Source organism: Pseudomonas sp. PKS (assembly GCF_051913525.1).
In the GTDB taxonomy this organism is placed as follows: domain Bacteria; phylum Pseudomonadota; class Gammaproteobacteria; order Pseudomonadales; family Pseudomonadaceae; genus Aquipseudomonas; species Aquipseudomonas guariconensis_D.
The window spans coordinates 15,520-39,381 of record NZ_JBEGDO010000009.1 but is presented as its reverse complement, the minus strand read 5'-3'; the positions used below and the strand labels follow the sequence as shown (position 1 = coordinate 39,381).

The 23,862-nt window shown below is 61.6% G+C and carries 19 protein-coding genes; 11 read left to right on the top strand and 8 right to left on the bottom strand.

All coding sequences use genetic code 11. The features are described 5' to 3' along the window. Positions 1–113: 113 nt before the first annotated feature. The 5 genes from ABOA88_RS11740 to ABOA88_RS11720 form a co-directional block, all read right to left on the bottom strand. Positions 114–3,305, bottom strand: a complete 3,192-nt coding sequence (locus ABOA88_RS11740) for a transporter substrate-binding domain-containing protein (protein WP_367851122.1) — start codon at positions 3,303–3,305, stop codon at positions 114–116. A gap of 11 nt (positions 3,306–3,316) precedes the next feature. After that, the gene (locus tag ABOA88_RS11735; RefSeq protein ID WP_367851121.1) at positions 3,317–3,940 is read right to left on the bottom strand and encodes a response regulator; all 624 of its coding nucleotides are present in this window, start codon (positions 3,938–3,940) and stop codon (positions 3,317–3,319) included. Positions 3,941–4,334: 394 nt separating this feature from the next. Next, positions 4,335–5,999: a cation acetate symporter gene (locus ABOA88_RS11730; RefSeq protein WP_043206636.1), complete on the bottom strand. Its 1,665-nt coding sequence runs from the start codon at positions 5,997–5,999 to the stop codon at positions 4,335–4,337. Continuing rightward, positions 5,996–6,307 (bottom strand): DUF485 domain-containing protein, encoded by a 312-nt coding sequence (locus ABOA88_RS11725; RefSeq protein ID WP_070091671.1) that lies wholly within the window; start codon positions 6,305–6,307, stop codon positions 5,996–5,998. The genes ABOA88_RS11730 and ABOA88_RS11725 overlap by 4 nt, the downstream gene beginning before the upstream one ends. A gap of 212 nt (positions 6,308–6,519) precedes the next feature. Then, a complete protein-coding gene (locus ABOA88_RS11720) occupies positions 6,520–7,380 on the bottom strand; it encodes a glycine betaine ABC transporter substrate-binding protein (protein ID WP_196169539.1) in 861 nt (286 codons plus the stop codon). Positions 7,381–7,597: 217 nt separating this feature from the next. On the opposite strand from ABOA88_RS11720, the gene ABOA88_RS11715 reads away from it, so the two are divergent. Further along, on the top strand, positions 7,598–9,142 hold the full coding sequence (locus ABOA88_RS11715; protein ID WP_367851120.1) for a glycoside hydrolase family 17 protein: 1,545 nt from the start codon (positions 7,598–7,600) through the stop codon (positions 9,140–9,142). 86 nt (positions 9,143–9,228) lie between these two features. Here the strand turns inward: ABOA88_RS11715 and ABOA88_RS11710 are convergent, their stop codons facing one another. Continuing rightward, positions 9,229–9,594, bottom strand: a complete 366-nt coding sequence (locus ABOA88_RS11710) for a hypothetical protein (RefSeq protein WP_196169541.1) — start codon at positions 9,592–9,594, stop codon at positions 9,229–9,231. 223 nt (positions 9,595–9,817) lie between these two features. On the opposite strand from ABOA88_RS11710, the gene ABOA88_RS11705 reads away from it, so the two are divergent. Both ABOA88_RS11705 and ABOA88_RS11700 read left to right on the top strand, forming a co-directional pair. After that, positions 9,818–11,116: a serine/threonine protein kinase gene (locus ABOA88_RS11705; protein ID WP_196169542.1), complete on the top strand. Its 1,299-nt coding sequence runs from the start codon at positions 9,818–9,820 to the stop codon at positions 11,114–11,116. 73 nt (positions 11,117–11,189) lie between these two features. Continuing rightward, positions 11,190–11,924, top strand: coding sequence for an MlaA family lipoprotein (locus ABOA88_RS11700; RefSeq protein ID WP_437437080.1), 735 nt, complete (start codon positions 11,190–11,192; stop codon positions 11,922–11,924). A 96-nt stretch (positions 11,925–12,020) separates the two neighbouring features. On the opposite strand, the gene ABOA88_RS11695 is transcribed toward ABOA88_RS11700, so the two are convergent. Together ABOA88_RS11695 and ABOA88_RS11690 are read right to left on the bottom strand one after the other, a co-directional pair. Beyond that, on the bottom strand, positions 12,021–13,178 hold the full coding sequence (locus ABOA88_RS11695) for a patatin-like phospholipase family protein (protein ID WP_196169544.1): 1,158 nt from the start codon (positions 13,176–13,178) through the stop codon (positions 12,021–12,023). 15 nt (positions 13,179–13,193) lie between these two features. Next, a complete protein-coding gene (locus ABOA88_RS11690; protein ID WP_367851119.1) occupies positions 13,194–14,129 on the bottom strand; it encodes a lipid A biosynthesis lauroyl acyltransferase in 936 nt (311 codons plus the stop codon). Between the two features lie 110 nt (positions 14,130–14,239). On the opposite strand from ABOA88_RS11690, the gene minC reads away from it, so the two are divergent. The 8 genes from minC (at position 14,240) to ABOA88_RS11650 (ending at position 23,838) form a co-directional block, all read left to right on the top strand. Then, a complete protein-coding gene (minC, locus tag ABOA88_RS11685) occupies positions 14,240–15,001 on the top strand; it encodes a septum site-determining protein MinC (RefSeq protein ID WP_196169545.1) in 762 nt (253 codons plus the stop codon). A 95-nt stretch (positions 15,002–15,096) separates the two neighbouring features. Beyond that, positions 15,097–15,909, top strand: coding sequence for a septum site-determining protein MinD (minD, locus tag ABOA88_RS11680; protein WP_043206649.1), 813 nt, complete (start codon positions 15,097–15,099; stop codon positions 15,907–15,909). Positions 15,910–15,912: 3 nt separating this feature from the next. Further along, positions 15,913–16,167: a cell division topological specificity factor MinE gene (gene minE, locus ABOA88_RS11675; RefSeq protein ID WP_043206650.1), complete on the top strand. Its 255-nt coding sequence runs from the start codon at positions 15,913–15,915 to the stop codon at positions 16,165–16,167. Between the two features lie 115 nt (positions 16,168–16,282). Next, positions 16,283–16,918: an RluA family pseudouridine synthase gene (locus ABOA88_RS11670; RefSeq protein ID WP_196169546.1), complete on the top strand. Its 636-nt coding sequence runs from the start codon at positions 16,283–16,285 to the stop codon at positions 16,916–16,918. 123 nt (positions 16,919–17,041) lie between these two features. Continuing rightward, positions 17,042–18,331 (top strand): M18 family aminopeptidase, encoded by a 1,290-nt coding sequence (locus tag ABOA88_RS11665; RefSeq protein ID WP_043206652.1) that lies wholly within the window; start codon positions 17,042–17,044, stop codon positions 18,329–18,331. 155 nt (positions 18,332–18,486) lie between these two features. Next, a complete protein-coding gene (locus tag ABOA88_RS11660) occupies positions 18,487–18,651 on the top strand; it encodes a hypothetical protein (protein ID WP_167358066.1) in 165 nt (54 codons plus the stop codon). A gap of 44 nt (positions 18,652–18,695) precedes the next feature. Next, positions 18,696–20,846, top strand: a complete 2,151-nt coding sequence (locus ABOA88_RS11655) for a mechanosensitive ion channel family protein (protein ID WP_196169547.1) — start codon at positions 18,696–18,698, stop codon at positions 20,844–20,846. A gap of 151 nt (positions 20,847–20,997) precedes the next feature. Further along, entirely contained in the window at positions 20,998–23,838 is a 2,841-nt protein-coding gene (locus ABOA88_RS11650; protein WP_367851118.1) for an RHS repeat domain-containing protein, read from the top strand. Positions 23,839–23,862: the final 24 nt, after the last annotated feature.

Here is a 23,862-nt window from a genome sequence, read left to right as displayed (position 1 = left end):
AAATCTGAAATGTCATCTCGGCAATTCGCCGCTGACGGAGTGAATTATCGACAAGCGCTGTACGTGTATATGCAGGACCGCTCCGAGCGTACTGTAGAAATTTCATACGGTGCTCAGCCTTGAACACCGCGGGCCGGCATCCTCGCCAATTGATGCTCCAGCTGCATCATCGTTCGGCGCAGCGCCTGGACATCGTTACGCAGGCGCTCGACATCCAGTGGTTGCGTGGCACAACTTCGCTCGAGCTGTTCGCACCGTTCGTACAGTCGATCAGCCCGGGCGATTCTCGCCCCGCCCTTGACGCGATGGGCCAGCCCCGCCAACGCCGACGCATCGTTGCCCACGGCCTCCAGGCGCTGCAGGTCCTCTTGGTTACTGCTGCGCAGGTCGCCCAGCAAGGCCTTGAGCGCTACCTGGTCCCGGTTGACCAGACGCAGCAGGTGTTCGAGGTCGAGCATGGGCTGCTCTGCGTCTTGCTGGCGCATGCCATCGGCCAATGCCCGTTGCAGGCTATCCAGGCCGAGCGGCTTGAACAGGCAATCATCCATGCCGACGGCACGACACCGCCGGCGCTCGCGCGTCATGGCGCTGGCCGTCAGGCCGATCAAGCGGCAACGCGACCTGCCGCTGCGACGCTCGTGTTCGCGAATGGCCCGCGCCAAGGCATAGCCATTGAGCTGCGGCATGTTACAGTCGCTGATCACCACATCGAAGTGCTCCTTGAGCCACAGGCGCAGCGCCTGTGAGCCATCCTCGGCCACCCGGGCATGGTGACCGAGAAAGTCCAGTTGCTGGGCCAGCAGCAGCCGATTGGCCGGATAGTCATCGACCACCAGTACTCGCAAGCGCAGCTCCCCCGCCATGGCCGGTGGCGCACTGGCGGGCAGGGCCTGCTCACGCTCAGGTGCCAGCGCCAGGTCAAGGTTCAGTTCCACGCGCGTTCCTTGCCCCAGGACGCTATGCAACCTGAGGTCGCCACCCATCATCTGGCAGAGGCTGCGGCTGATGCCCAGGCCAAGGCCGGCGCTGCAACGGGCCGATTGCCGCTGATTGCTGGCCTGGCGGAAGGGCTGGCCGAGCGCGTCCAGTTCGGCTGCATCGATGCCGATACCGGTGTCCTCGACATGCAACTCGACCAGCAGCCTCGTTTCATCCTGCCGTGCCCGCAACCGCACACGCACATGGCCTTGCGGCGTAAACTTGACCGCATTGCTCAACAGATTTGCCAGCACTTGCTTGAACCGCAGCGGATCGAGCATCACCTGCGCTTCGACCGGACCTTGCGTATCCAGGAGCAACTCCAGTCCTTTACCTTTGGCCTGTTGCGCAAAGAGCTGCACGACCCGGGCAACCTGCTCATTCAATCGAACCCGCTCAAGCACCAGTTTCAGGTGCCCGGACTCGATACGCGTGATATCGAGTATGTCGCCGATCAGTTCCAGCAGGCCACGTGCCGCATCGCTGGCAACCTCGATGGCCAGCCGATCGAGTACCCCTTGGGCCGCCTTGCGCTGGGCCAGTTCGAGCATGCCCTGCACCGCATGCAAGGGGGTGCGGATTTCATGGCTCATGGTGGCCAGGAAGTCGGTCTTGGCCTGGCTGGCTTGCTCAGCGTCCTGCTTGGCCCCCCGTAATTGCAGGTGCAGGCGCCGCAGGTAACGCACCCACAGCAATGCCATGGCCAGCAATACGACGATCACGGCAAAGCCTGCCATTACCGTGGCCCGATAACGAGGCCAGTTGCCGTCGGCGACGATCATGGGGTTGCGCCAGCGGCGCACCAGCGCGTCGATTTCCTGTGGCGCCAGGCTGAACATGGCCTTGTTGATGATGCCTTGCAGCTCCGTCGCCCCGCGAAGGCTCGCCAAGGCGAAATGCACAGGCGGCAGTGCCAGGCTGGCGCCGACCTTCAAGCGCCCCGGGTACCAGCGGATGATCAGGGGCCGGGCGTCATCGAAGGTCAGCACGGCAGCGGCGGCCTTGCCTTTGGCCACGGCGTGCAGCGCGTCCACCGGGGTTGCAACGTTCAACTGACGAAGCTTTGGATAGTGCTGATGCAGTTCATCCTGCACGGCGCTGCCCTGGACCAGCGCCAACCGCTGCCCCTGCAACTGCGCAAGCGCCGTCGGCGCCTGGGGCTCATCGCGCGTCACCAATACCCGCGGTGCACTCAGATAGGCACGACTGAAGCTCAAGTATCGGCGCCGTCCCGGGCTATCGGGCAAGCCGGCGATCAACTGCGCCTGCCCCTGACGCAGTTGATCGATCATCCGCTCGATGGTACCGCCGGGCCGAACATCGAACTGCAAGCCGGTGCGGCGCTCGATCAGTTGCAGGACGTCCAGGCTCATGCCCCGCCAGCTGCCATTGGCGTCGTGATAGCTCAACGGCACCAGATGCTCATCGGCCAATACCGTCACACGCGGGTTGTCGCGCAGCCAGAGCTGCTCGGCGACGCTCAATTGCAGAGGTTCGGGATGGTGACTGTCGATCAGCGTGGGCCGCCAGCGCTTGCTCACTTCCAGGCGCTGGGACACTGAGAGGCTGCCCAGAGCTGTATCGACCAGGTCCGCCAACGGGCTGTCGTCCTCGGCCATGGCGAAGCCGAGCATCTGCTCAGGCAGGCTGGCACGCCCAACCTCCTCGAAACCACCAGACTCATTGCGCCCCAACACATAGCGCACCCCCTGCTCGCTGCCCAGGTAAAGGTCCGCCTGGCCAAGCGACAGCGCGGCCAAGGCGCTCGCCGGCGAAGGGTAGGTTTGCAACTGAGACAGGGGGAAGGCCGCCCCCACCTGATCCAGTGCACGGTAGCCGTCGACCATTGCCAGACGCACAGCCTGCCTAGGGTCCAGGGGCACACGCACGCTCGGCGCCAACAAGGTGGGCGCATCGCTGACGTAGGGGCGGGACAGACGCAAGCCTTGGGCCTTGGCCTGCTCCACTGTCATCGAGCCAAGCAGGTCGATATCACCCGCTCGCAAGCCTTTGACTGCACTGTCGAAGGAGGTGAACACCTTGACCTTCACCTGTAGCCGCAACTGGGCGGCCAACAGGCTGGCGTAATCGGCGGTTATACCTTCGAAAGACAAGCCTGTGCCCAGGATTTCGAACGGCGGGTTCTCTCGATCGATCACCCCCAGGCGCAAGGTGCGGCGCTCCCACAACCAGCGAAGCTGTCGATTGTCCAGGTCCGGCCGCTCAGCACCTTCGGAAAAGGGATGCGTGTTGAGCTGTGGAGCACCATGGGCGACGGTGACGGCGATGCAATACAGCAACGCCGTCAGTAAAAGACGTAAGGGCACGGAGAAATGTTCTAGATGAGCTGGTTGCGGCGAGCGAGGTCGGCCAGCTCGATCAACGAGCTCACCCTGAGTTTTTCCAACAGACGTGTCTTGTAGGTACTGACCGTTTTGTTGCTGATCAGCATCAATTCGCCAATAACCTTGTTGCTCAAGCCACGCGCCAGGTACTGGAAAATGATCACTTCACGATCACTGAGCGCGGCGATGCGTTGAGCCTCGGTGGTGATCATGTCTTTGTGGTTGACGGAGCTGTACGACACATCCGGGAAATAACTGTAGCCGGAGCGCAAGGCCAGCACGGCCTTGCTCAGCTCGTCGAGATTGTCGCTCTTGGACAAAAACCCCGACGCCCCTGCCCGCATGCACCGCAAGGAAAAGTAATCGGCCAGGTGCGAAGTCAGCACCAGGACCTTCGGTGGCTGTGGCATTTCCCGAATCCGGAGCAGAACCTGCAGGCCATCCATATCGGGCAGCACAAGATCCAGCACCACCAGGTCCGGCATATGCTCGCGTACCAGGCGCACGGCATCGACGCCGTTATCTGCCTGGCCGACCACCTCGAGCCTGTCCTGGCGAAGTTGCATGCTCACACTGGAACGGATGAAGGGGTGGTCGTCCACGATCACAACTTTCATGGAGTGTCATCCTTTACAAATCAGCAGTTGGCCTTTGCAGAAGCCCGATAGTGGCCAATTGACTATCACTGGAACTATTGTTCGCTGATTGACGCATATGAATAGTCGGACGCCTCCCAAACGTAATAGGAAATATCCGTTTGGCACGTCAGACGACGCCTACATCCAGTCATCCATCAGCCGACGGGCTTCAACGTGTAAAAACGCCCCATGAGGTCGTCAATCGGCCTTGCAGGAGTACGGGGTCGAAGCGAGAAGTGTGGGCAATCCGGCTTACGTTTTTAACGAGACTGGTCCCAATGAAACTGCGAAACGTCCTATGGCATTGCGAAATTTCTCATAGCCAATAAAAACGCCCCGACTAGCGGGGCGTCATGACAGCAGAAGAAAGACCTTAGTGGGAAACCGCGCCACTGGCCCCCAGACCGGTCTGCGAGCGGACGAACTGTGGGAAGAACAGCGCGCGCTCGTCCTCGGCAGCCTTGGACTTGTCGGTCACAGAGAAGAACCAGATACCGGCAAAGGCGATGAGCATGGAGAACAGCGCCGGGTACTCGTACGGATAGATGGCTTTTTCGTGGCCAAGGATCTGCACCCAGATGGTTGGGCCCAGAATCATCAGGCCCACGGCGCTAACCAAGCCCATCCAGCCACCGATCATGGCGCCGCGGGTGGTCAGTTTCTTCCAGTACATCGAAAGCAGCAGCACCGGGAAGTTGCAGCTGGCAGCGATGGAGAAGGCCAGGCCCACCATGAAGGCGATGTTCTGGTTCTCGAACAGGATGCCCAGGCCGATCGCCAGTACGCCCAGGGCGATGGTGGTGATCTTCGACACACGGATCTCGTCCTTGTCGTTGGCCTTGCCCTTGCGCCAGACGCTAGCGTACAGGTCATGGGACACCGCCGAGGCACCGGCCAAGGTCAGGCCCGCCACTACCGCCAGGATGGTGGCGAAGGCCACTGCGGAGATGAAGCCCAGGAACACGCTGCCGCCCACGGCATTGGCCAGGTGCACCGCCGCCATGTTGTTGCCGCCGATCAGGGCGCCCGCGGCGTCCTTGAAGTCCGGGTTGGTGCTAACCAGCAGGATCGCGCCGAAGCCGATGATGAAGGTCAGGATGTAGAAGTAACCGATGAAACCGGTGGCGTAGAGCACGCTCTTGCGCGCTTCCTTGGCGTCGCTGACGGTGAAGAAGCGCATCAGGATGTGCGGCAGGCCGGCGGTGCCGAACATCAGCGCCAGACCCAGGGAGAACGCCGAGATCGGGTCCTTGACCAGGCCACCCGGGCTCATGATCGCCTCGCCCTTGGCGTGGACCTTGATCGCCTCGGAGAACAGGGTATTGAAGTCAAAGCCCACGTGCTTCATCACCATCAGCGCCATGAAGCTGGCACCGGAGAGCAGCAGCACGGCCTTGATGATCTGTACCCAGGTAGTGGCCAGCATGCCGCCGAACAGCACGTACAGGCACATCAGGATACCCACCAGAATCACCGCAACGTGGTAGTCCAGGCCGAACAGCAGCTGGATCAGCTTGCCGGCACCGACCATCTGGGCGATCAGGTAGAACGCCACGACCACCAGAGAACCGGAAGCCGACAGCGTGCGGATTTCCTTCTGCCCGAGACGATAGGAAGCCACGTCGGCGAAGGTGTACTTGCCCAGGTTGCGCAGACGCTCGGCAATCAGGAACAGGATGATCGGCCAGCCGACCAAAAAGCCGATCGAATAGATCAGGCCGTCATAGCCGGAGGTGAACACCAGCGCGGAAATCCCCAGGAAGGAGGCGGCCGACATGTAGTCACCGGCGATAGCCAGGCCATTCTGGAAACCTGTGATGCGACCGCCCGCGGCGTAGTAGTCCGAGGCCGACTTGTTGCGCTTGGAGGCCCAGTAGGTAATACCCAGGGTAAAGGCGACGAAGGCCACGAACATGGCGATCGCCGAGACGTTGAGCGGCTGCTTGTGCACCTCGCCGGTCAGGGCATCAGCGGCCCACACGGCGGGTGCGAAAGCACCGCAGGCCAGGACGGCCAGGGCTTTGGCTTGGCGGATCATTGTTGCGCCTCCTTGAGGATCTCTTTGTTCAGCTCATCGAATTCGCCATTGGCGCGCCGCACGTAGATAGCGGTCAGGACAAACGCCGCAACGATCAGGCCGACGCCCAAGGGAATGCCCCAGGTGATCGACGAGTCAGGGCTAAGCTTGGTGCCCAGGATTTGCGGGCCATAGGCGATGAGGAGGATGAAGCTGCAGTAGAGACCAAGCATGATCGCCGAAAGAATCCAGGCGAAACGCTCGCGCTTGGTGACCAGTTCCTTGAAGCGCGGACTGTTCTGTATCGATTGGTAGATGCTGTCGTTCATTGTTTTTGTCCTAGCAGCAACGCAAATAAGGGAGAACCCGCCCTTACTTTATTCCGCCGATGGACACCAACCAGACGACCTTAGTCTTAGATGCAATGGTGTTTTACAGATTGCGTAACAAATTCGCGGGTAAACCCGCTCCCACAGGCCTGTGCAATACCTGTGGAAGCGGGTTTACCCGCGAAAACAGCAGAGTCGACTACGGAAGCTGATTACTTGCCGGTCCACTCCTTCACGCGCTCTGGGTGCTTGGCAACCCAATCCTTGGCCGCGGCATCAGGTTTGGCACCTTCCTGGATGGCCAGCATGACTTCGCCGATTTCATCCTTGGACTGCCAGTGGAAGTTCTTCAGGAACTCGGCCACTTCCGGCGCCTTGGTCGCCAGTTCCTTGCTGCCGATGCTGTTGACGGTTTCGGCGGCGCCGTACACACCTTTTGGATCTTCAAGGAACTTGAGTTTCCACTTGGCGAACATCCAGTGCGGCACCCAGCCGGTCACGGCGATGGACTGCTGCTTGGCGTAGGCGCGGCCCAGTTCAGCGGTCATCGCCGCGCCGGAGCTGGCTTGCAGTTTGTAACCGTCCAGGGCGTAGTCCTTGATGGCCTGGTCGGTCTTGAGCATCACGCCGGAACCGGCGTCGATGCCAACGATCTTGTGCTTGAAGCTTTCATCGGTCTTGAGGTCGGCAATGCTGGCAGCCTTGACGTACTCCGGCACGATCAGGCCGATCTTGGCATCCCTGAAGTTGGGGCCGTAGTCGACCACCTTGTCCTTGTTCTTGCCCCAGTATTCCCCGTGGGTGACCGGCAGCCAGGCCGACAGCATGGCGTCGAGCTTACCGGTGGCCACACCCTGCCACATGATGCCGGTGGCGACGGGCTTGAGGTCCACGTCATAACCGAGTTTCTGCTTGATCACTTCAGCGGCCACATAGGTGGTTGCCACACTGTCGGACCAACCATCCACGTAACCTATGCTCACTTCTTTGGCCATTGCCTGTGCAGCGCTCATGGCCAAAACCAGGGCTGTCCCCACACCCAGGAAACGTCGCATTCTTGTAAACGTAGCCATCAAAGCATCCCCTCGTCAGGTCTCGGAAGCTGCATCATCATCCTCAGACCATAGCCGACCTGCTCTGAGCACGACCTTTACCGACCGATAAACGACAGCAAATCGCCATCAATCACCGTCCAATCCTGCGCCCTGCGTGATCCTTGCATGGTGAATGCTTGATCTAGAGCGTTTGCGGCTATCATCTAGACTTTTGCGCCTGACGACGGACCGCCCGATGCCCAGCAGCACACGCCTTCTGCCCCACTACCTGTTTGCCTGCCTGCTCGCCCTGGTCGGGCTCGGGGCGTTCTGGTACGGGCTTGGCAAGCCGGTGCACCTACCCGATGTGGCCAGCCCGACGCACAAATTGCAGTGCGCGTCCTACACACCGTTCGACAAGGACCAGTCGCCGTTCGACCAACCCTTCCGCTTGCGCCCGGCCCGCATGGACGCAGACCTTGCGCTGCTGGCCGAGCGATTTGAGTGCATACGCACCTACTCGATGACCGGTCTTGAGGCGATTCCCGCCCTGGCGCGCAAACATGGGCTGAAGGTGATGCTTGGCGCCTGGGTCAATGCCAACCCGGTGGATACCGACAAGGAAGTCGACGCGCTGATCGCCTCGGCCAACGCCAATCCAGATGTAGTCAGCGCCGTGATCGTGGGCAACGAGGCGTTGCTGCGCAAGGAGGTGACCGGCGAACGCCTGGCTGGCTTGATCGCTCGGGTCAAAAGCCAGGTGAAAGTACCGGTGACCTATGCCGATGTCTGGGAGTTCTGGTTGCAGCACCCCGAGATAGCACCGGAGGTGGATTTTCTCACCATTCACCTGCTGCCCTACTGGGAAGACGCCCCCCGCGGCATCGACGACGCCTTGGCCCATGTGGCCGATGTACGCCGACAGTTCGGCGCACGCTTTGCTCCCAAGGACATTCTCATCGGCGAGACCGGCTGGCCCAGCGAAGGGCGCCAGCGCGAAACCGCCACACCGAGCCGAGCCAACGAAGCGCGCTTCATCCGTGGTTTCGTTGCCTTGGCCGAAGCCAATGGCTGGCGCTACAACCTGATCGAAGCCTTCGACCAGCCCTGGAAGCGCGCCAGCGAGGGGGCGGTTGGCGGTTACTGGGGGCTGTACGACGCCGACCGCCAGGACAAAGGCGTGCTCGAAGGGCCGGTAAGCAATCTGCCGTACTGGCCGCAGTGGTGGCTGGCAGGTGTCCTGCTGTTTGCTGCTACCTTGCTGTTGGCTGGACGACCTGGGAATCGGCACGCGGCCACGCTGCTGCCGCTGCTGGCCGCGCTGGGTGCCGCGAGCCTGGGGTTGTGGGGCGAACTGATGCGCACGAACGCGCGTTTCACCGGGGAATGGGTGTGGTCAGGATTGCTGGCCGGGCTCAACCTGGTGGTGCTGGCCCATGGTGCGCTGGCACTGGCCGCACGCGGCGGCTGGCGCGAACGTCTGTTCGCCTGGCTGGAACGTCATGCCCGATGGTGGCTGCTGGCGGCGGGTTTCGCGGCGGCGGTGAGCATGCTGGCGATGGTGTTCGACCCGCGTTATCGCAGTTTCCCCACGGCGGCGCTGGTGCTGCCGGCAGCTGTCTACCTCGCGCGCCCCGTGGCGGCGCCCAGGGCCGAGATCGCGTTGCTGGCGTTCATTGTCGGAGCCGGGATCGCGCCGCAGTTGTTCATCGAAGGGGTGAACAATATCCAGGCGTGGGGCTGGACGGTTGTCAGCGCGGCGATGGTCGCAGCGTTGTGGCGCAGTCTGCGCAAAAACTAAAAAAGAGGTGCCTTCACGGGTAAACCCGCGCCCGCAAGTCCCACGGTGAGCGGGTTTACCCACAAGCAGGGTCTCCCGGCTGTTGGCTAATTCGCAGGCTGTCGAACCAACCTCAACCCCGCCAGCACCACCGCGAATACCGCAATGCTCGCGGTATACAGCACCAAAGCCGGAATCCCGAACAACAGCCCCAGCACAGCCAACCCCCACCCGCCCCGCCCCGGCACCCACTGCGCCAGCAGCGAAATACCCAGCGCGCCCCAGGCCAGCACCTGATGATGGATGCCCAATCCCAGCCACGCGCGGGCCTGGCATTGCCAGTACCCCTGCGCCGCGCTGCACAGCCCGACCCAGCGGGCATCCTCCATCAGCCCATAACGCACCCCATAGCTGGCAGCCAGCCATGCCGACAGCAACAGCAGCAACAGGGCGATGGGCAGCGAGCGGGCCATGGGAACTCCAACGGGTTGAAAATGAACGCCAGCATAAACGCCCTTGCCCACCTTGCAAGGCAAAATCCGCCACGGTGGCTATGTTCCAAGGATGACCGTTTGCCGCGCTGTAGACTGTCGCGGCAACATCTGGCACGACAGAGAACACTGCGGCAGGCAACTTTGGCCTGCTTATCATGGTCCTAGGTAGCGATTTGCCTTACGTACTTTCTTGGGGGATCCCATGCTACGACCCTTGTGCCTCGTCGCCTCGCTCTGCGGCCTGCTCCTGGCCACAGCCGCCTCGGCGCGGGATATCGACGCCGCGAGCTATGGCTATCCGCTGACCAATCCGTTCGAGGCCACCATCGCCACCACGCCGCCAGAGCAGCGCCCCACGCTGCCCAACGACGAGGACATCAGCCAATCCGACTACAGCCTCAACCTGCGTCCGGAGCGAGCCTTCACCTTGCCGGACAACTTCTGGCCAGTGCGCAAGCTCAAGTACCGTCTGGCCCGCCAGGATCACGAGGCTCCGCTGATCTTTCTCATCGCCGGCACCGGCGCGCCCTATTCCAGCAGCATCAACGAATACCTCAAGAAGCTCTTCTACCAGGCGGGCTTCCATGTGGTGCAACTGTCCTCGCCCACCAGTTGGGACTTCATGAGCGCTGCCTCGCGCTTTGCCACGCCGGGCGTGAGCAAGGACGATGCCGAGGATCTGTATCGCGTCATGCAAGCCGTGCGCGCCCAACACCCGCGCCTGCCGGTGAGCGAGTTCTACCTCACCGGGTATAGCCTCGGTGCCCTCGACGCAGCCTTCGTCAGCCACCTGGACGAGACCCGGCGCAGCTTCAACTTCAAGCGCGTGCTGCTGCTCAACCCACCGGTCAACCTCTATACCTCGGTCAGCAACCTGGACAAGCTGGTGCAGACCCGGGTCAAGGGCATCGATCACAGCACCACGTTCTATGAGCTGATGCTGGAAAAGCTCACCCTGTACTTCCAGCAGAAGGGCTACATCGACCTCAACGAGGCGTTGCTCTACGACTTCCAGAAGTCGCGCCAGCACTTGTCCAACGAGCAGATGGCCATGCTGATCGGCACCTCGTTCCGCTTCTCGGCGGCCGACATCGCCTTCACCTCCGACCTGGTCAACCGCCGTGGCCTGATCATTCCGCCGAAGTTCCCGATCACCGAAGGCAGCAGCCTCACGCCGTTCTTCAAGCGTGCACTGCAGTGCGATTTCGAGTGCTACATCACCGAGCAGGTGATCCCCATGTGGCGAGCCCGCACCGATGGCGGCAGCGTACTGCAACTGATCGACCAGGTGAGTCTCTACGCACTGGCAGACTACCTGCGGGACAGCCCCAAGATCGCCGTGATGCACAATGCCGACGACGTCATCCTCGGCCCTGGCGATATCGGTTTCCTGCGCAGGGTGTTCGGTGATCGCCTGACGCTCTACCCTCATGGCGGCCATTGCGGCAACCTCAACTACCGCGTCAACAGCGATGCGATGCTGGAGTTCTTCCGTGGTTAACAAATTGCTGCTCGTCACCGCCCTGCTCGTCGCCGGCAACGCCCTGGCAGCCGAGACAGCGCCCCGCGCCAGCGTGGTCGAAGTCGACAAGGCCGACTCCCCGACGGTGGAGTCCGACGGTTTCCTCGACCCGCTGCGCGAACTCAAATTCAACCCCGGGCTCGACCAGCGCGAGTTCGAACGCTCCACCCTCACCGCGCTGAACGTCTATGACCCGCTGGAGTCGATGAACCGGCGCATCTATCACTTCAACTACCGCTTCGACCAGTGGGTGATGCTGCCAGTGGTCGAGGGTTACCGCTACGTCACCCCACGCTTCGTACGCACCGGGGTAAGCAACTTCTTCAACAACCTGGGCGATGTGCCCAACCTGTTCAACAGCCTGTTGCAGCTCAAGGCCAAGCGCTCGGCCGAGATCACCGCACGCCTGATGTTCAACACCCTCATAGGCGTGGGCGGACTGTGGGATCCGGCGACCACGATGGGCCTGCCGCGCCAGAGTGAAGACTTCGGCCAGACCCTGGGGTTCTATGGGGTGCCCGACGGGCCCTACATCATGCTGCCGGTTCTGGGGCCGTCGAACCTGCGCGACACCACCGGGCTGGTGGTGGACTATGTGGGCGAACGCGAGGCGAACTTCCTCAATGTTGCCGATGCCAGCAGCGATCACCCGGAAATCACCGTGCTGCGGGCAGTGGACAAACGCTACACCACCAACTTCCGCTACGGGCAACTGAACTCACCGTTCGAGTACGAAAAGGTGCGCTACGTGTACACCCAGGCACGCAAGCTGCAAATCGCCGAGTAAGTCCTTCACCCCCTTCGCGGGCAAACCCGCGCCCACGCACGAGAAGCCTGTGGGCGCGGTTTTACTCGCGAATCGAGGGCGCGGCCCTCAGCAGCATCAAGGGGTATTCAACCCCAGGAATTGACACAGCTCCCGCCGCTTGGCCAGGGCATCCTTGCGCCCCAGCTCGATCAGCTCACTGCAATAGCTGGCCTCGAACAACAAATAGCTCAATACCCCCGCGCCACTGGTACGGGTCGCCCCCGGCCCGCGCAGGAACAAGCGCAGTGCCGCCGGCAGTTCGCGGCGATGACGCGCTGCGATCTCGTCCAGCGGCTGACTGGGCGCTACCACCAACACATCGATGGGCGCCAGGCCCAGACGCCGGGCATTCAGGTGTGCCGGCAGCAGGTGGCTGAGGTGGTTCAGGCGCTGGAGCAGCTCGATGTCATCCTCGAGGCTGTCGATGAACGTGCTGTTGAGCATGTGCGCCCCGATTTGCGCAAGGCTGGGCTGCTGCCCACTGAATACCCGTTGGTTCGGCATCGGTGCCGAAGGCCGCTGCGGGTTGCCGCTGACCCCTACCACCAGCACCCGGCTGGCGCCCAGGTGCAGCGCTGGGCTGATCGGCGCCGACTGGCGCACCGCGCCATCGCCGAAGTATTCCTCGTCGAGCTTGACCGGGGCGAACAGCAACGGGATCGCCGAGCTCGCCAGCAGGTGCTCGATGGTCAGGGACGTCGGGACGCCGATGCGCCGATGGCGCAACCAGGGCTCGATAGTGCCGCGCCCCTGATAGAACGTCACCGCCTGGCCCGACTCATAGCCGAAGGCAGTGATGGCCACCGCCCTGAGTTGCTCGGCAGCCAGGGAGTGGCCGATTCCATCGAGATCCAGATGTGATTGCAGCAGACCCCGCAAGGGGCTGCTGTCGAGCAGCGCCACCGGGACCTGACCGCCGATCCCCAACAAATTGTGGCTGACGAAGCGGCTGGCCTGGCGGATGACACCGGGCCAGTCGCTGCGCAGCACAAGGTGGCTGCGAAAGTTCTGCCAGAAGGTCGTCAGCCGCTGCACCGCCTCGGTGAAGCGCGTGGCACCACTGGCCAGGGTGACAGCGTTGATGGCGCCCGCCGAGGTCCCCACGATCACCGGGAACGGATTGGCCGCGCCCGGCGGCAGCAACTCGGCGATACCGGCCAGCACACCCACCTGATAGGCGGCACGAGCGCCGCCGCCGGAGAGGATCAGGCCTGTGGTGGGGAGTGGCGCCATCGTTGTCACCCGCGATCAGCGTTTTTTCTTGTCATAAAGCCGCGGTTCTCCCGGCGGACGCGACTTGAAGCGCCGGTGGGCCCACAGGTACTGCTCCGGGCACTCCCGCAGCACACCTTCGACCCACTGGTTGATACGCAGGCAGTCGGCCTCTTCGGTCTCGCCAGGGAAATCCTCCAGCGGAGGGTGAACGACCAAACGATAACCGCTGCCGTCTTCCAGGCGCTTCTGGGTGAAGGGGATTACCCGGGCCTTGCCCAGGCGGGCGAACTTGGTGGTCGCCGTGACGGTCGCGGCCTGAATGCCGAACAACGGCACGAAGATGCTCTGCTTGGCGCCGTAGTCCTGGTCCGGGGCGTACCAGATGGCGCGGCCGCCGCGCAGCAGCTTGAGCATGCCGCGCACATCGTCGCGCTCCACCGCCAGCGAATCGAGGTTGTGGCGCTCGCGGCCACGGCGCTGGATGTAGTCGAACAGCGGGTTGCCGTGCTCACGGTACATGCCGTCAATCGTATGAGCCTGGCCCAGCAAGGCAGCGCCGATCTCCAGGGTGGTGAAATGCACGGCCATCAGGATGGCACCCTGCCCCTCGCGCTGGGCGGCCTGCAGGTGCTCCAGGCCTTCGATATGGGCCAGACGGGCCAAGCGCGGCTTGGGCCACCACCAGCTCATGGCCATCTCGAAGAAGGCGATGCCGGTCGAAGCGAAGTTTTCCTTGAGCAGATGTTGCCGTTCGTCGCGCGACAGCTCCGGGAAACACAGCTCCAGATTGCGCGCGGCAATACGCCGGCGCTCACCGGCGACCCGATACATCAGCGCGCCCAAGGCACGGCCCAAGGCCAGCAGGGCACGGTATGGCAACTGGGCTACCAGCCACAGCAGGCCAAGGCCCAACCAAAGGCCCCAAAATCGTGGGTGAAGAAAATACGGACAAAAACGCGGGCGTTCCATTGAAGCTTCCGGCAAGACAAAGGTGGCCATTCTACATCGGTTCGCCTGCGGTTGCGGCCAACGGGTCTTATCGTTATAAGTCAGGGCACTTTTTTCGCAACAAGCCGTCTATGCAGACCATGAGCCTCAACCCGACCTCCGATACCGCACCCGTCTTCCAGCTCAAGGGCAGCATGCTTGCCATCACTGTGCTGGAGCTGGCGCGCAACGACCTCGAAGCCCTCGACCGGCAACTGGCGGCGAAAGTGGCCCAGGCCCCCAATTTTTTCAGCAATACCCCCTTGGTGTTGGCCCTGGACAAGCTGCCGGCCGACAGCGGGACGATCGACCTGCCCGGCCTCATGCGCGTCTGCCGGCACCATGGCCTGCGCACCCTGGCCGTGCGGGCCAGTCGGATCGAGGACATCGCCGCGGCGATCGCCATCGACCTGCCCGTGTTGCCGCCCTCCGGTGCGCGTGAGCGGCCACTGGAACCGGAGCCTGAGGTGAAGAAACCCGAACCCGCGCCAGCTCCGCCACCACCTCCGGCTGAACCTGAAGTGCGCCCCACCCGCATCATCACGACGCCGGTCCGCGGCGGCCAGCAGATCTACGCCCAGGGCGGCGATCTGATCGTGACCGCCTCGGTCAGCCCCGGCGCGGAACTTCTCGCCGATGGCAACATCCATGTGTACGGCGCCATGCGCGGTCGCGCACTGGCCGGTATCAAGGGCAACACCCGGGCCCGTATCTTCTGCCAGCAGATGACAGCGGAGATGGTCTCCATCGCCGGTCAGTACAAGGTGTGCGAAGACCTGCGCCGCGACCCGCTGTGGGGGGCTGGCGTGCAGATCAGCCTGTCCGGCGATGTGTTGAACATCACCCGTCTTTAACGGATACTTGCCGGCATTTTTAGCGCAACTTTTTCCCGTTGCCGTTTTTTGTATTTGCAGGGACACGCGTCCCGTTTATTTAGGGGTGAAACACCTTGGCCAAGATTCTCGTGGTTACTTCCGGCAAGGGGGGGGTGGGCAAGACCACCACCAGCGCCGCTATCGGTACCGGCCTCGCACTGCGTGGCTACAAGACTGTCATCGTCGACTTCGACGTGGGCCTGCGTAACCTCGACCTGATCATGGGCTGCGAGCGCCGCGTGGTGTATGACTTCGTCAACGTGGTCAACGGCGAAGCCAACCTGCAGCAGGCCCTGATCAAGGACAAGCGACTGGAAAACCTGTTCGTGCTGGCCGCCAGCCAGACCCGCGACAAGGACGCCCTGACCCAGGAAGGCGTCGAGAAGGTCCTGATGGAGCTCAAGGAATCCTTCGACTTCGTTATCTGCGACTCCCCGGCCGGCATCGAGAAGGGCGCTCACTTGGCGATGTACTTCGCCGACGAGGCCATCGTGGTGACCAACCCGGAAGTCTCCTCGGTTCGTGACTCCGACCGTATGCTGGGCATCCTGTCGAGCAAGTCGCGCCGCTCCGAGAACGGCGAGGAGCCGATCAAGGAACACCTGCTGATCACCCGTTACCACCCTGAGCGCGTCGAAAAGGGCGAAATGCTCAGCATCGCCGACGTCGAAGAGATCCTGGCGATCAAGCTCAAGGGGGTGATTCCTGAATCCCAGGCCGTGCTCAAGGCCTCCAACCAAGGTATTCCAGTGATCCTGGACGACCAGAGCGATGCCGGTCAGGCATACAGCGACACTGTCGACCGCCTGCTGGGCAAAGAGAAGCCACTGCGGTTCATCGATGTGCAGAAGCAAGGATTCTTCGCGCGCCTGTTTGGAGGCAAATAAACCATGAACCTTTTTGACTTCTTTCGTGGCAGACAGAAACAAAGCAGCGCGTCGGTAGCGAAAGAGCGTCTACAGATCATCGTGGCGCACGAACGCGGCCAGCGTAGCGAGCCGGACTATCTCCCAGCCTTGCAGAAAGAGCTGCTGGAAGTGATCCGCAAGTACGTGAATATCGGCAGCGACGACGTGCATATCGAGCTTGAGAACCAGGGTAGCTGCTCGATCCTGGAGCTGAACATCACCCTGCCCGATCGCTGATCCAGCTATTTCGGGTCGCCCCTGTGGGAGCGGCTTGTCCGATGATCGTGCCAGCCCAGGCTGACGCAAGCATTGGACAAGCCGCTCCCACAGTGCTTTCCAAAGAGACTTTGCAATGCCGCTGTCGAACGTCCAGATCCTCCATGAAGACGCTGCCATCCTGGTGGTCAACAAGCCGACACTGTTGCTGTCGGTGCCAGGTCGCGCCGAGGACAACAAGGACTGCCTGATCACCCGTCTGCAGCAGAACGGCTATCCTGATGCGCTGATCGTTCATCGGCTGGACTGGGAAACTTCCGGCATCATCCTGCTGGCCCGCGATGCCGACAGCCACCGCGAGCTTTCGCGCCAGTTCCATGACCGCGAGACCGAAAAGGCCTACACCGCGTTGTGCTGGGGGCAACCGGCGCTGGACAGCGGCAGCATCGACCTTCCCCTGCGCTACGACCCACCGACCAAACCCCGCCATGTGGTGGACCACGAACAGGGCAAGCATGCCCTGACCTTCTGGCGCATCCTTGAGCGCTGTGGCGAATACTGCCGGGTAGAGCTGACCCCAATCACCGGGCGCTCGCACCAATTGCGCGTGCACATGCTGTCGATCGGCCACCCACTGCTGGGCGATCGCCTGTATGCCAACCCTCAAGCCCTGGCCGCCCACGATCGACTGTGCCTGCATGCGAGCATGTTGAGCTTCACCCACCCGGTGACGGGCGAGCGGTTGAAGTTCGAGTGCCCGGCACCTTTTTGAGCTACAAGCTTCAAGCGACAAATTGCAAGAAATAGCCAAAGCGGATGGCGTGGAACTTGCCCCAACTGCCGCTCTTGCTTGAAGCTTGCAGCTTAAAGCTTGAAGCTCGAACCGGAGTGAGTTATGCGCGATTCCCTGAATGCCGGCCTGATCGATTTCCTCAAGGCCTCCCCGACGCCTTTCCATGCCACCGCGAGCCTCGCCCAACGTCTGGAGGCCGCCGGCTATCAGCGCCTGGACGAGCGCGACAGCTGGGCCACGGTGCCGGGTGGCCGCTATTACGTGACCCGCAACGACTCCTCGATCATCGCCATCAAGCTGGGCAAGCAATCGCCATTGCTCGGCGGTATCCGCATGGTCGGCGCCCATACCGACAGTCCGTGCCTGCGGGTCAAGCCACAGCCTGAACTGCAACGCCACGGCTTCCTGCAACTGGGCGTCGAGGTCTACGGCGGCGCGCTGCTCGCGCCCTGGTTCGACCGCGACCTGTCGTTGGCCGGCCGGGTCACCTTCCGTCGCGACGGCAAGGTCGAGAGCCAGCTGGTGGACTTCAAGCTGCCGATCGCGGTGATCCCGAACCTGGCGATCCACCTCAACCGCACCGCCAACGAAGGTTGGGCGATCAACCCTCAGCTCGAACTGCCCCCCATCCTGGCCCAGGTGGCCGGTGACGAGCGCGTGGACTTCCGCGCCCTGCTCACCGAGCAACTGGCCCGCGAACACGACCTCAATGCCGACGTGGTGCTGGATTACGAGCTGAGCTTCTACGACACCCAGGATGCCGCGCTGATCGGCCTCAATGGCGACTTCATCGCCGCTGCCCGCCTGGACAACCTGCTTTCCTGCTACGCCGGTCTGCAGGCCCTGCTGGCGGCGGACAGCGACGAAACCTGCGTGCTGGTGTGCAACGACCACGAGGAAGTCGGTTCCTGCTCAGCCTGCGGCGCCGACGGCCCGATGCTCGAACAGACCCTGCAGCGCCTGCTGCCCGATGGCGACGACTACGTGCGCACCATCCAGCGCTCGCTGATGGTCTCGGCCGACAACGCCCACGGCGTGCACCCCAACTATGCCGACAAGCACGACGGCAACCATGGGCCCAAGCTCAATGCGGGCCCCGTGATCAAGGTCAACAACAACCAGCGCTACGCCACCAACAGCGAAACCGCGGGCTTCTTCCGCCATCTGTGCATGGCCGAGGAAGTACCGGTACAGAGCTTCGTGGTACGCAGCGACATGGGTTGCGGCTCGACCATCGGCCCGATCGCCGCCAGCCACCTGGGCGTGCGCACGGTGGACATCGGCCTGCCGACCTTCGCCATGCACTCGATCCGCGAGCTATGCGGCAGCCATGACCTGGCGCACCTGGTGAAGGTGCTCACCGCGTTCTACCGTAGCCGCGAACTGCCCTGAGTGGGCCAAGGGCCGCTCTGCGGCCCAGCCCCGGCGTCGCCAACACCCACCGATAGTCTGTCGACAGGCTCGATGCCTGTCCCTGATCAATCTCGCCTGCGCCCCGAGCCGCTATGCTTAAAGCATGGCCCTATCTTTCAGAAGGATTCCTGTCCATGACGTTCCTGTCGCTGTTCCTGCCGGTCTTCCTGTTCCTGCTGCTGCTGACCATCGGTTTCAGCCTGCGCGAACGCAATATCGGCGTACTGATGATGTGGATCGGAACCCTGGGTATCTTCGGTCTCACTTGCTGGAAGATCCTGGAGCAACTGCCCTCATAAACCTCTACACTCGGTCAATCGTTTGACCTGAGGTAGATTTCCCGGTGCCTGCACTCCTGCGTTGCCTGTTCCTGCTGTTGTTCATGTTCATCACCCCGGTCCAGGCGGCGGGTCTGCCAAGCCTGCTCGGATCGAGTGCGCCAGCGCAGCCGGAGGCGACCGAGCCTTTGGGCAAGTCGCTCGATGAGGTGATCAAGAACCTGGAAAACGACCAACAACGCGCCAAGCTGCTGGCCGACCTGAAAAAACTGCGCGATGCCACCAAACAGTCGCAACCGACCGTCGAACAGGGCGTGCTCGGGCTGATCGGCGGCGCGTTGCACGACCTGGAAAAGCAATTCAGCGGCGACGCCAGCCCATTCCGGCGCTGGTCCCTGGAAATCGACCAGGCCCAGCAGGAGCTAGCGGCCCTGATCGTTCCCGTGCATCAATGGCCGGCGATCCTGTTCGGCTTCGCTGCGATCATCGCGGTCTGGAGCCTGCTGGCGTATGCCTTCAACTGGATCGGCCATCGCGTGCGCCTGCGCTTCGGCCTGACCGAAGAGCTGCCCCAACACCCACGCACCTGGGACCTGGTCCGCTTTGCCTTGCGCAAGCTTGGGCCCTGGATGGTGGCACTGGTGTTCACGGTCTACCTGAGCTTCGCCCTACCCTCTTCCCTGGGCAAATCACTGGCCATGGTCCTGGCCTACGCCTTGGTGGTCGGCACCCTGTTCTCGGCGATCTGCGTGATCGCCTTCTCACTGCTCGACGGCCCGCATCGCCATCGCGCCCTGTACATCCTGCGCCATCAGGCGTTCCGCCCGCTGTGGCTGATCGGCAGCTTCGCCGCGTTTGGCGAGGCAATGAGCGACCCGCGCATGACGACCGCCCTGGGCAGCCACCTGGCCCATGCCCTCGCGACCCTGGCCAATGTGGTGGCGGCGGTGTGCACCGGCCTGTTCATCCTGCGTTTTCGCCGCCCCATCGCTCACTTGATTCGCAACCAGCCGTTGTCCCGCCGCCTGACACGACGAACCCTGAGTGACACCATCGAGATCCTCGGCAGCTTCTGGTTCGTACCCGCGCTGATCCTGGTGGCTGTCTCGCTGTTCGCCACGTTCGTCTCGGCCGGTGACACCAGCACGGCCCTGCGCCAATCGCTGATGTGCACCGTGCTGGTGGTGGTATGCATGGTGCTCAACGGCCTGGTGCGCCGTCATGCGGCCAATCCCAAGCGCGCCAACCGCCGCCAGGAGGTATACGCCGAGCGCCTGCGCAACTTCGGCTACGCCCTGGTACACCTGTTCATCTGGTTGGTGTTCATCGAACTTGGCCTGCGGGTCTGGGGCCTGTCGATGATCAACTTCGCCGAGGGCGATGGCCATGACGTGAGCATGCGCCTGGTAGGCCTGGCCGGAACCATGATCGCCGCCTGGCTGGTATGGATCCTGGCCGACACAGCCGTGCATCACGCCCTGGTGCGCTCACGCCGGGGCATGGCCAACGCCCGCGCACAAACCATGATGCCGCTGATCCGCAACGTCATGTTCGTGGCGATCTTCATCATCGCGGTGATCGTCGCCCTGGCCAACATGGGCATGAACGTCACCCCACTGCTCGCCGGTGCCGGTGTCATCGGCCTGGCGATCGGTTTCGGCGCCCAGTCGCTGGTAGCCGATCTGATCACCGGCCTGTTCATCATCATCGAGGACTCCTTGGCCATCGACGACTACGTGGATGTGGGGGGCCACCTGGGCACGGTCGAGGGCCTGACCATCCGCACCGTGCGACTGCGGGACATCGACGGCATCGTGCATACGATTCCGTTCAGCGAGATCAAGAGCATCAAGAACTACTCGCGAGAATTCGGTTATGCGATTTTCCGGGTGGCCATTCCCCACAGCATGGCGATCGACCAGGCAATCACCTTGATTCGCGAGGTCGGGCAAAAGCTGCGCAACGACCCGCTGATGCGGCGCAACATTTGGTCCCCGTTGGAGCTGCAGGGGGTAGAGAGCTTCGAATCAGGGTCGGCCATCTTGCGGGCGCGGTTCAAGACGGCGCCCATCAAGCAATGGGAGGTGTCGCGGGCGTTCAACCTGGCCTTGAAGCGCCAGCTCGATGAAGCAGGGCTGGATCTGGCGACGCCACGGTTGTCGGTGCAGGTCGTGACGGCGGGTGGAGGCAGCACTGGCGAATCTCCCGCCACATAGATACAACCAGGAAAAAACTGTGAAGTGCAGTACTTTTTCCTGGCCACCACTAAGCATTGTTCGCCTTGTTGGCACATAAACCTCTGATCATGCTGAATCGTAAACCACCCACCGATGTGGGAAACGCCAACATGATTAAAGAAGCAAAACCATGGATTTTTCGCTGCATAAAGGCACGCCGACCGTCACTGTACGAGACAACCGGGGGCTCGGCATACGTGAGATTGGTTACCATCGCCACCCAGACACGCCCTCGACGCTCGATGAACGTATCATCCGCCATACATTCAACGCACGAGGACAGCTCGTTCAGAGCATCGATCCTCGCCTGCATTCGCGCGACGGCATTGACGCCAACCTCAAGCCCAACTACAGCATCCACCCATCACTGACTGGCGAGGCGTTGTGTACCGAGAGTGTCGATGCAGGTACCACGCTGGCATTGAGCGATGCCCAGGGGCGCGCGCTGCTGCGAATCAGCGCCATGGGGGTCATTCGCCGCTGGGCCTATGAAGAATCCTCCCTCGCAGGAAGACTTTTGAGCATCAGCGAACAGACCAGCGCAGAAGAGACACGCGTCATAGAACGCCTGTTCTGGGGTAGCGATACGGAAGCGGTCAAGGGGCAAAACCTTGCAGGCCAATGCGTACGACACTATGACACCGCCGGCTGCACCGAAGTGAATAGCGTCGGATTGACGGGGGTGGTGCTGTCATCCATGCGTAGACTGCTGGCGGAGGATCTGGAGGCGGATTGGCAAGGGCAGGATGAGTCCGCCTGGGATGAATCGATGACAGCTGGCACCTTTGCCACTTCGTGTCGTGCCGATGCTACCGGGACCCAAGTCAGCCAATGCGATGCTTTCGGCCATATCCGAGCCCAGACGTACGACGTGGCAGGCCAGCTCACCAGCAGCTACCTGATACTTAAAGACGGGAAGGTAAAGGTTGTCTTGAAATTCGTGGCGTACTCAGCCGCCGGGCATAAATTGCGTGAAGAGCAGGGTAATGGCGTCGTCACTACCTACGCCTACGAACCTGCGACCCTGCGCCTTATGCACTGCAAGACCGAACGCCTTGGCGGCGCGCGACAAGAACCGAAAGTTTTTCAGGATCTACGGTACGAATACGATCCCGTCGGCAATGTCCTCAGCGTACGCAACGACGCCGAAGCAACGCGATTCTGGCGCAACCAGAAAATCGTACCGATAAACCGCTACCGTTATGACAGCCTGTATCAGTTGGTCGTCGCCAGCGGTCGTGAAATGGCCAATATTGCGCGACAACATTCCAAGCCCCCCTCTCCCACGATCCCACTGCCCGCCAATGACGGTGCATTTACCAACTACACCCGCAGCTACCACTATGATTGCGGGGGCAACTTGATCCGTATATGCCATCGCTCACCGGCTTCCCAGGGCAACTACACCCTCAGCATGACGGTATCTGACCGTACCAACCGGGCCGTCGCGCACAACTTCACTGAAGACCCCGCGACGGTCGACTCTCTGTTCGACGCTTCGGGCAATCAGTTGCAACTCCAACCCGGTCAACCCTTGCGTTGGACCTCACGCGGGGAGCTGGCCGAGGTGGTATGGCTTACGCAAAACGCCGAGACAGCGCTTCAGGAAACCTACCGCTACGACGCAAAGAACCAACGCATAGCGAAAAACCATACACAACACACCAGCACTCAACGGGTGCTCTATTTACCAGGTTTGGAACTGCGCACCCGTTCCAATGGAAACTCCCTCAAAGAAGCGCTTCACGTCATCCTCGATCAAACAACCAGCGTCAATGCGCGGCTACTGCACTGGGAAACCGGTGTACCAACCGGTATGAGCAACGACTCGGTGCGCTACAGCTATGGCAATGCCATCGACAGCATCAGTCTTGAGTTGGACGACAACGGTCAGATCATCAGTCAGGAAGAGTATTACCCTTTCGGGGGGACGGCCGTCTGGACTGCCCGAAGCCAAGTCGAAGCCGATTACAAGACCGTGCGCTATTCGGGCAAAGAACGCGATGCCACAGGGCTGTGCTACTACGGCTACCGCTATTATCAACCCTGGAGCGGACGATGGCTGAGCGCGGATCCGGCCGTTGCGATAGACGGGATAAATCTCTATCGAATGGTGCGCAACAATCCGGCGACATTGGAAGATGGGATGGGACTGTCCTCCAAGGGGGTCTATTACGAATATGCCGCGCTCGAGGCGGCCCCTCAAGAAATACAAAATACCCGGATGGAGGTAGAGGCATTTTTGCAGAGCAAACGAGGCAGTGCAGCGTTGTACGTAGCAGGAGGAACTGTCCGGGAGGGCATAGGTGTACTCGCAGGTATAGGAGGGGGTGTACTGGGTTCCGTTGTACCTGTTGTTGGAACATTCGCAGGCGCCTACGTCGCTAAAAAAGCGGCGGAAAAAGCACTTCCGGAATTTCATGCAGTACCGGACACCGATATGGCGAAGCGACTGGAAAAAAAATCAAAAGGTGGGATAAGTCACAAACTCAAGGTGTTTAGAAAAGAGAACATCAATCTGGAGAAGATCGGGGAGAAAGCAGTCGACGTCACTGCGAACAAGCTGGTAAACGGTGTACTTGAGGCTGCGGACCAAGCGCCACTTCCACTTTCTGTTCCCTTTTCCTCCATGTACAAGGGCACGAAAGAGCTGTTGAAATCCCAAAATATATCCAAGGACGACCTCATCCAACAACTGGCGGCGGACATTGAAACAACTGAGGCGCTGCTCCATAGACTCAAAGCGACCATCGACGCAGAATTTGGAAAACTCAGCGTAAAACGCGAGCATATCGATCCCATATTAGGGCGTTCGGGCTTCCTCGAATATTGCGTTCGCTCAAAAAACCATCCCGCCTTCGAGAATCACTGGATCAGAGAAACGGTCTATCGAAAAGCATATGACGCGGCCATAACCGGGCTGAACGGATTGAAAGCGTTGGTCGCCAGCCATAAACCCGCCGCTCAGTAATCCCTCCAAACTCCAAGCGCTTCA

Coding starts and splice junctions, on each gene's coding strand:
- ABOA88_RS11720 (WP_196169539.1), bottom strand. CDS start 7,380: ATGGCTACGTTTACAAGAATGCGACGTTTCCTGGGTGTGGGGACAGCC.
- ABOA88_RS11705 (WP_196169542.1), top strand. CDS start 9,818: ATGCTACGACCCTTGTGCCTCGTCGCCTCGCTCTGCGGCCTGCTCCTG.
- ABOA88_RS11670 (WP_196169546.1), top strand. CDS start 16,283: ATGCCGCTGTCGAACGTCCAGATCCTCCATGAAGACGCTGCCATCCTG.
- ABOA88_RS11715 (WP_367851120.1), top strand. CDS start 7,598: ATGCCCAGCAGCACACGCCTTCTGCCCCACTACCTGTTTGCCTGCCTG.
- ABOA88_RS11730 (WP_043206636.1), bottom strand. CDS start 5,999: ATGATCCGCCAAGCCAAAGCCCTGGCCGTCCTGGCCTGCGGTGCTTTC.
- ABOA88_RS11690 (WP_367851119.1), bottom strand. CDS start 14,129: ATGGAACGCCCGCGTTTTTGTCCGTATTTTCTTCACCCACGATTTTGG.
- ABOA88_RS11725 (WP_070091671.1), bottom strand. CDS start 6,307: ATGAACGACAGCATCTACCAATCGATACAGAACAGTCCGCGCTTCAAG.
- ABOA88_RS11735 (WP_367851121.1), bottom strand. CDS start 3,940: ATGAAAGTTGTGATCGTGGACGACCACCCCTTCATCCGTTCCAGTGTG.
- minC (WP_196169545.1), top strand. CDS start 14,240: ATGCAGACCATGAGCCTCAACCCGACCTCCGATACCGCACCCGTCTTC.
- ABOA88_RS11650 (WP_367851118.1), top strand. CDS start 20,998: ATGGATTTTTCGCTGCATAAAGGCACGCCGACCGTCACTGTACGAGAC.
- minE (WP_043206650.1), top strand. CDS start 15,913: ATGAACCTTTTTGACTTCTTTCGTGGCAGACAGAAACAAAGCAGCGCG.
- ABOA88_RS11710 (WP_196169541.1), bottom strand. CDS start 9,594: ATGGCCCGCTCGCTGCCCATCGCCCTGTTGCTGCTGTTGCTGTCGGCA.
- ABOA88_RS11695 (WP_196169544.1), bottom strand. CDS start 13,178: ATGGCGCCACTCCCCACCACAGGCCTGATCCTCTCCGGCGGCGGCGCT.
- ABOA88_RS11660 (WP_167358066.1), top strand. CDS start 18,487: ATGACGTTCCTGTCGCTGTTCCTGCCGGTCTTCCTGTTCCTGCTGCTG.
- ABOA88_RS11665 (WP_043206652.1), top strand. CDS start 17,042: ATGCGCGATTCCCTGAATGCCGGCCTGATCGATTTCCTCAAGGCCTCC.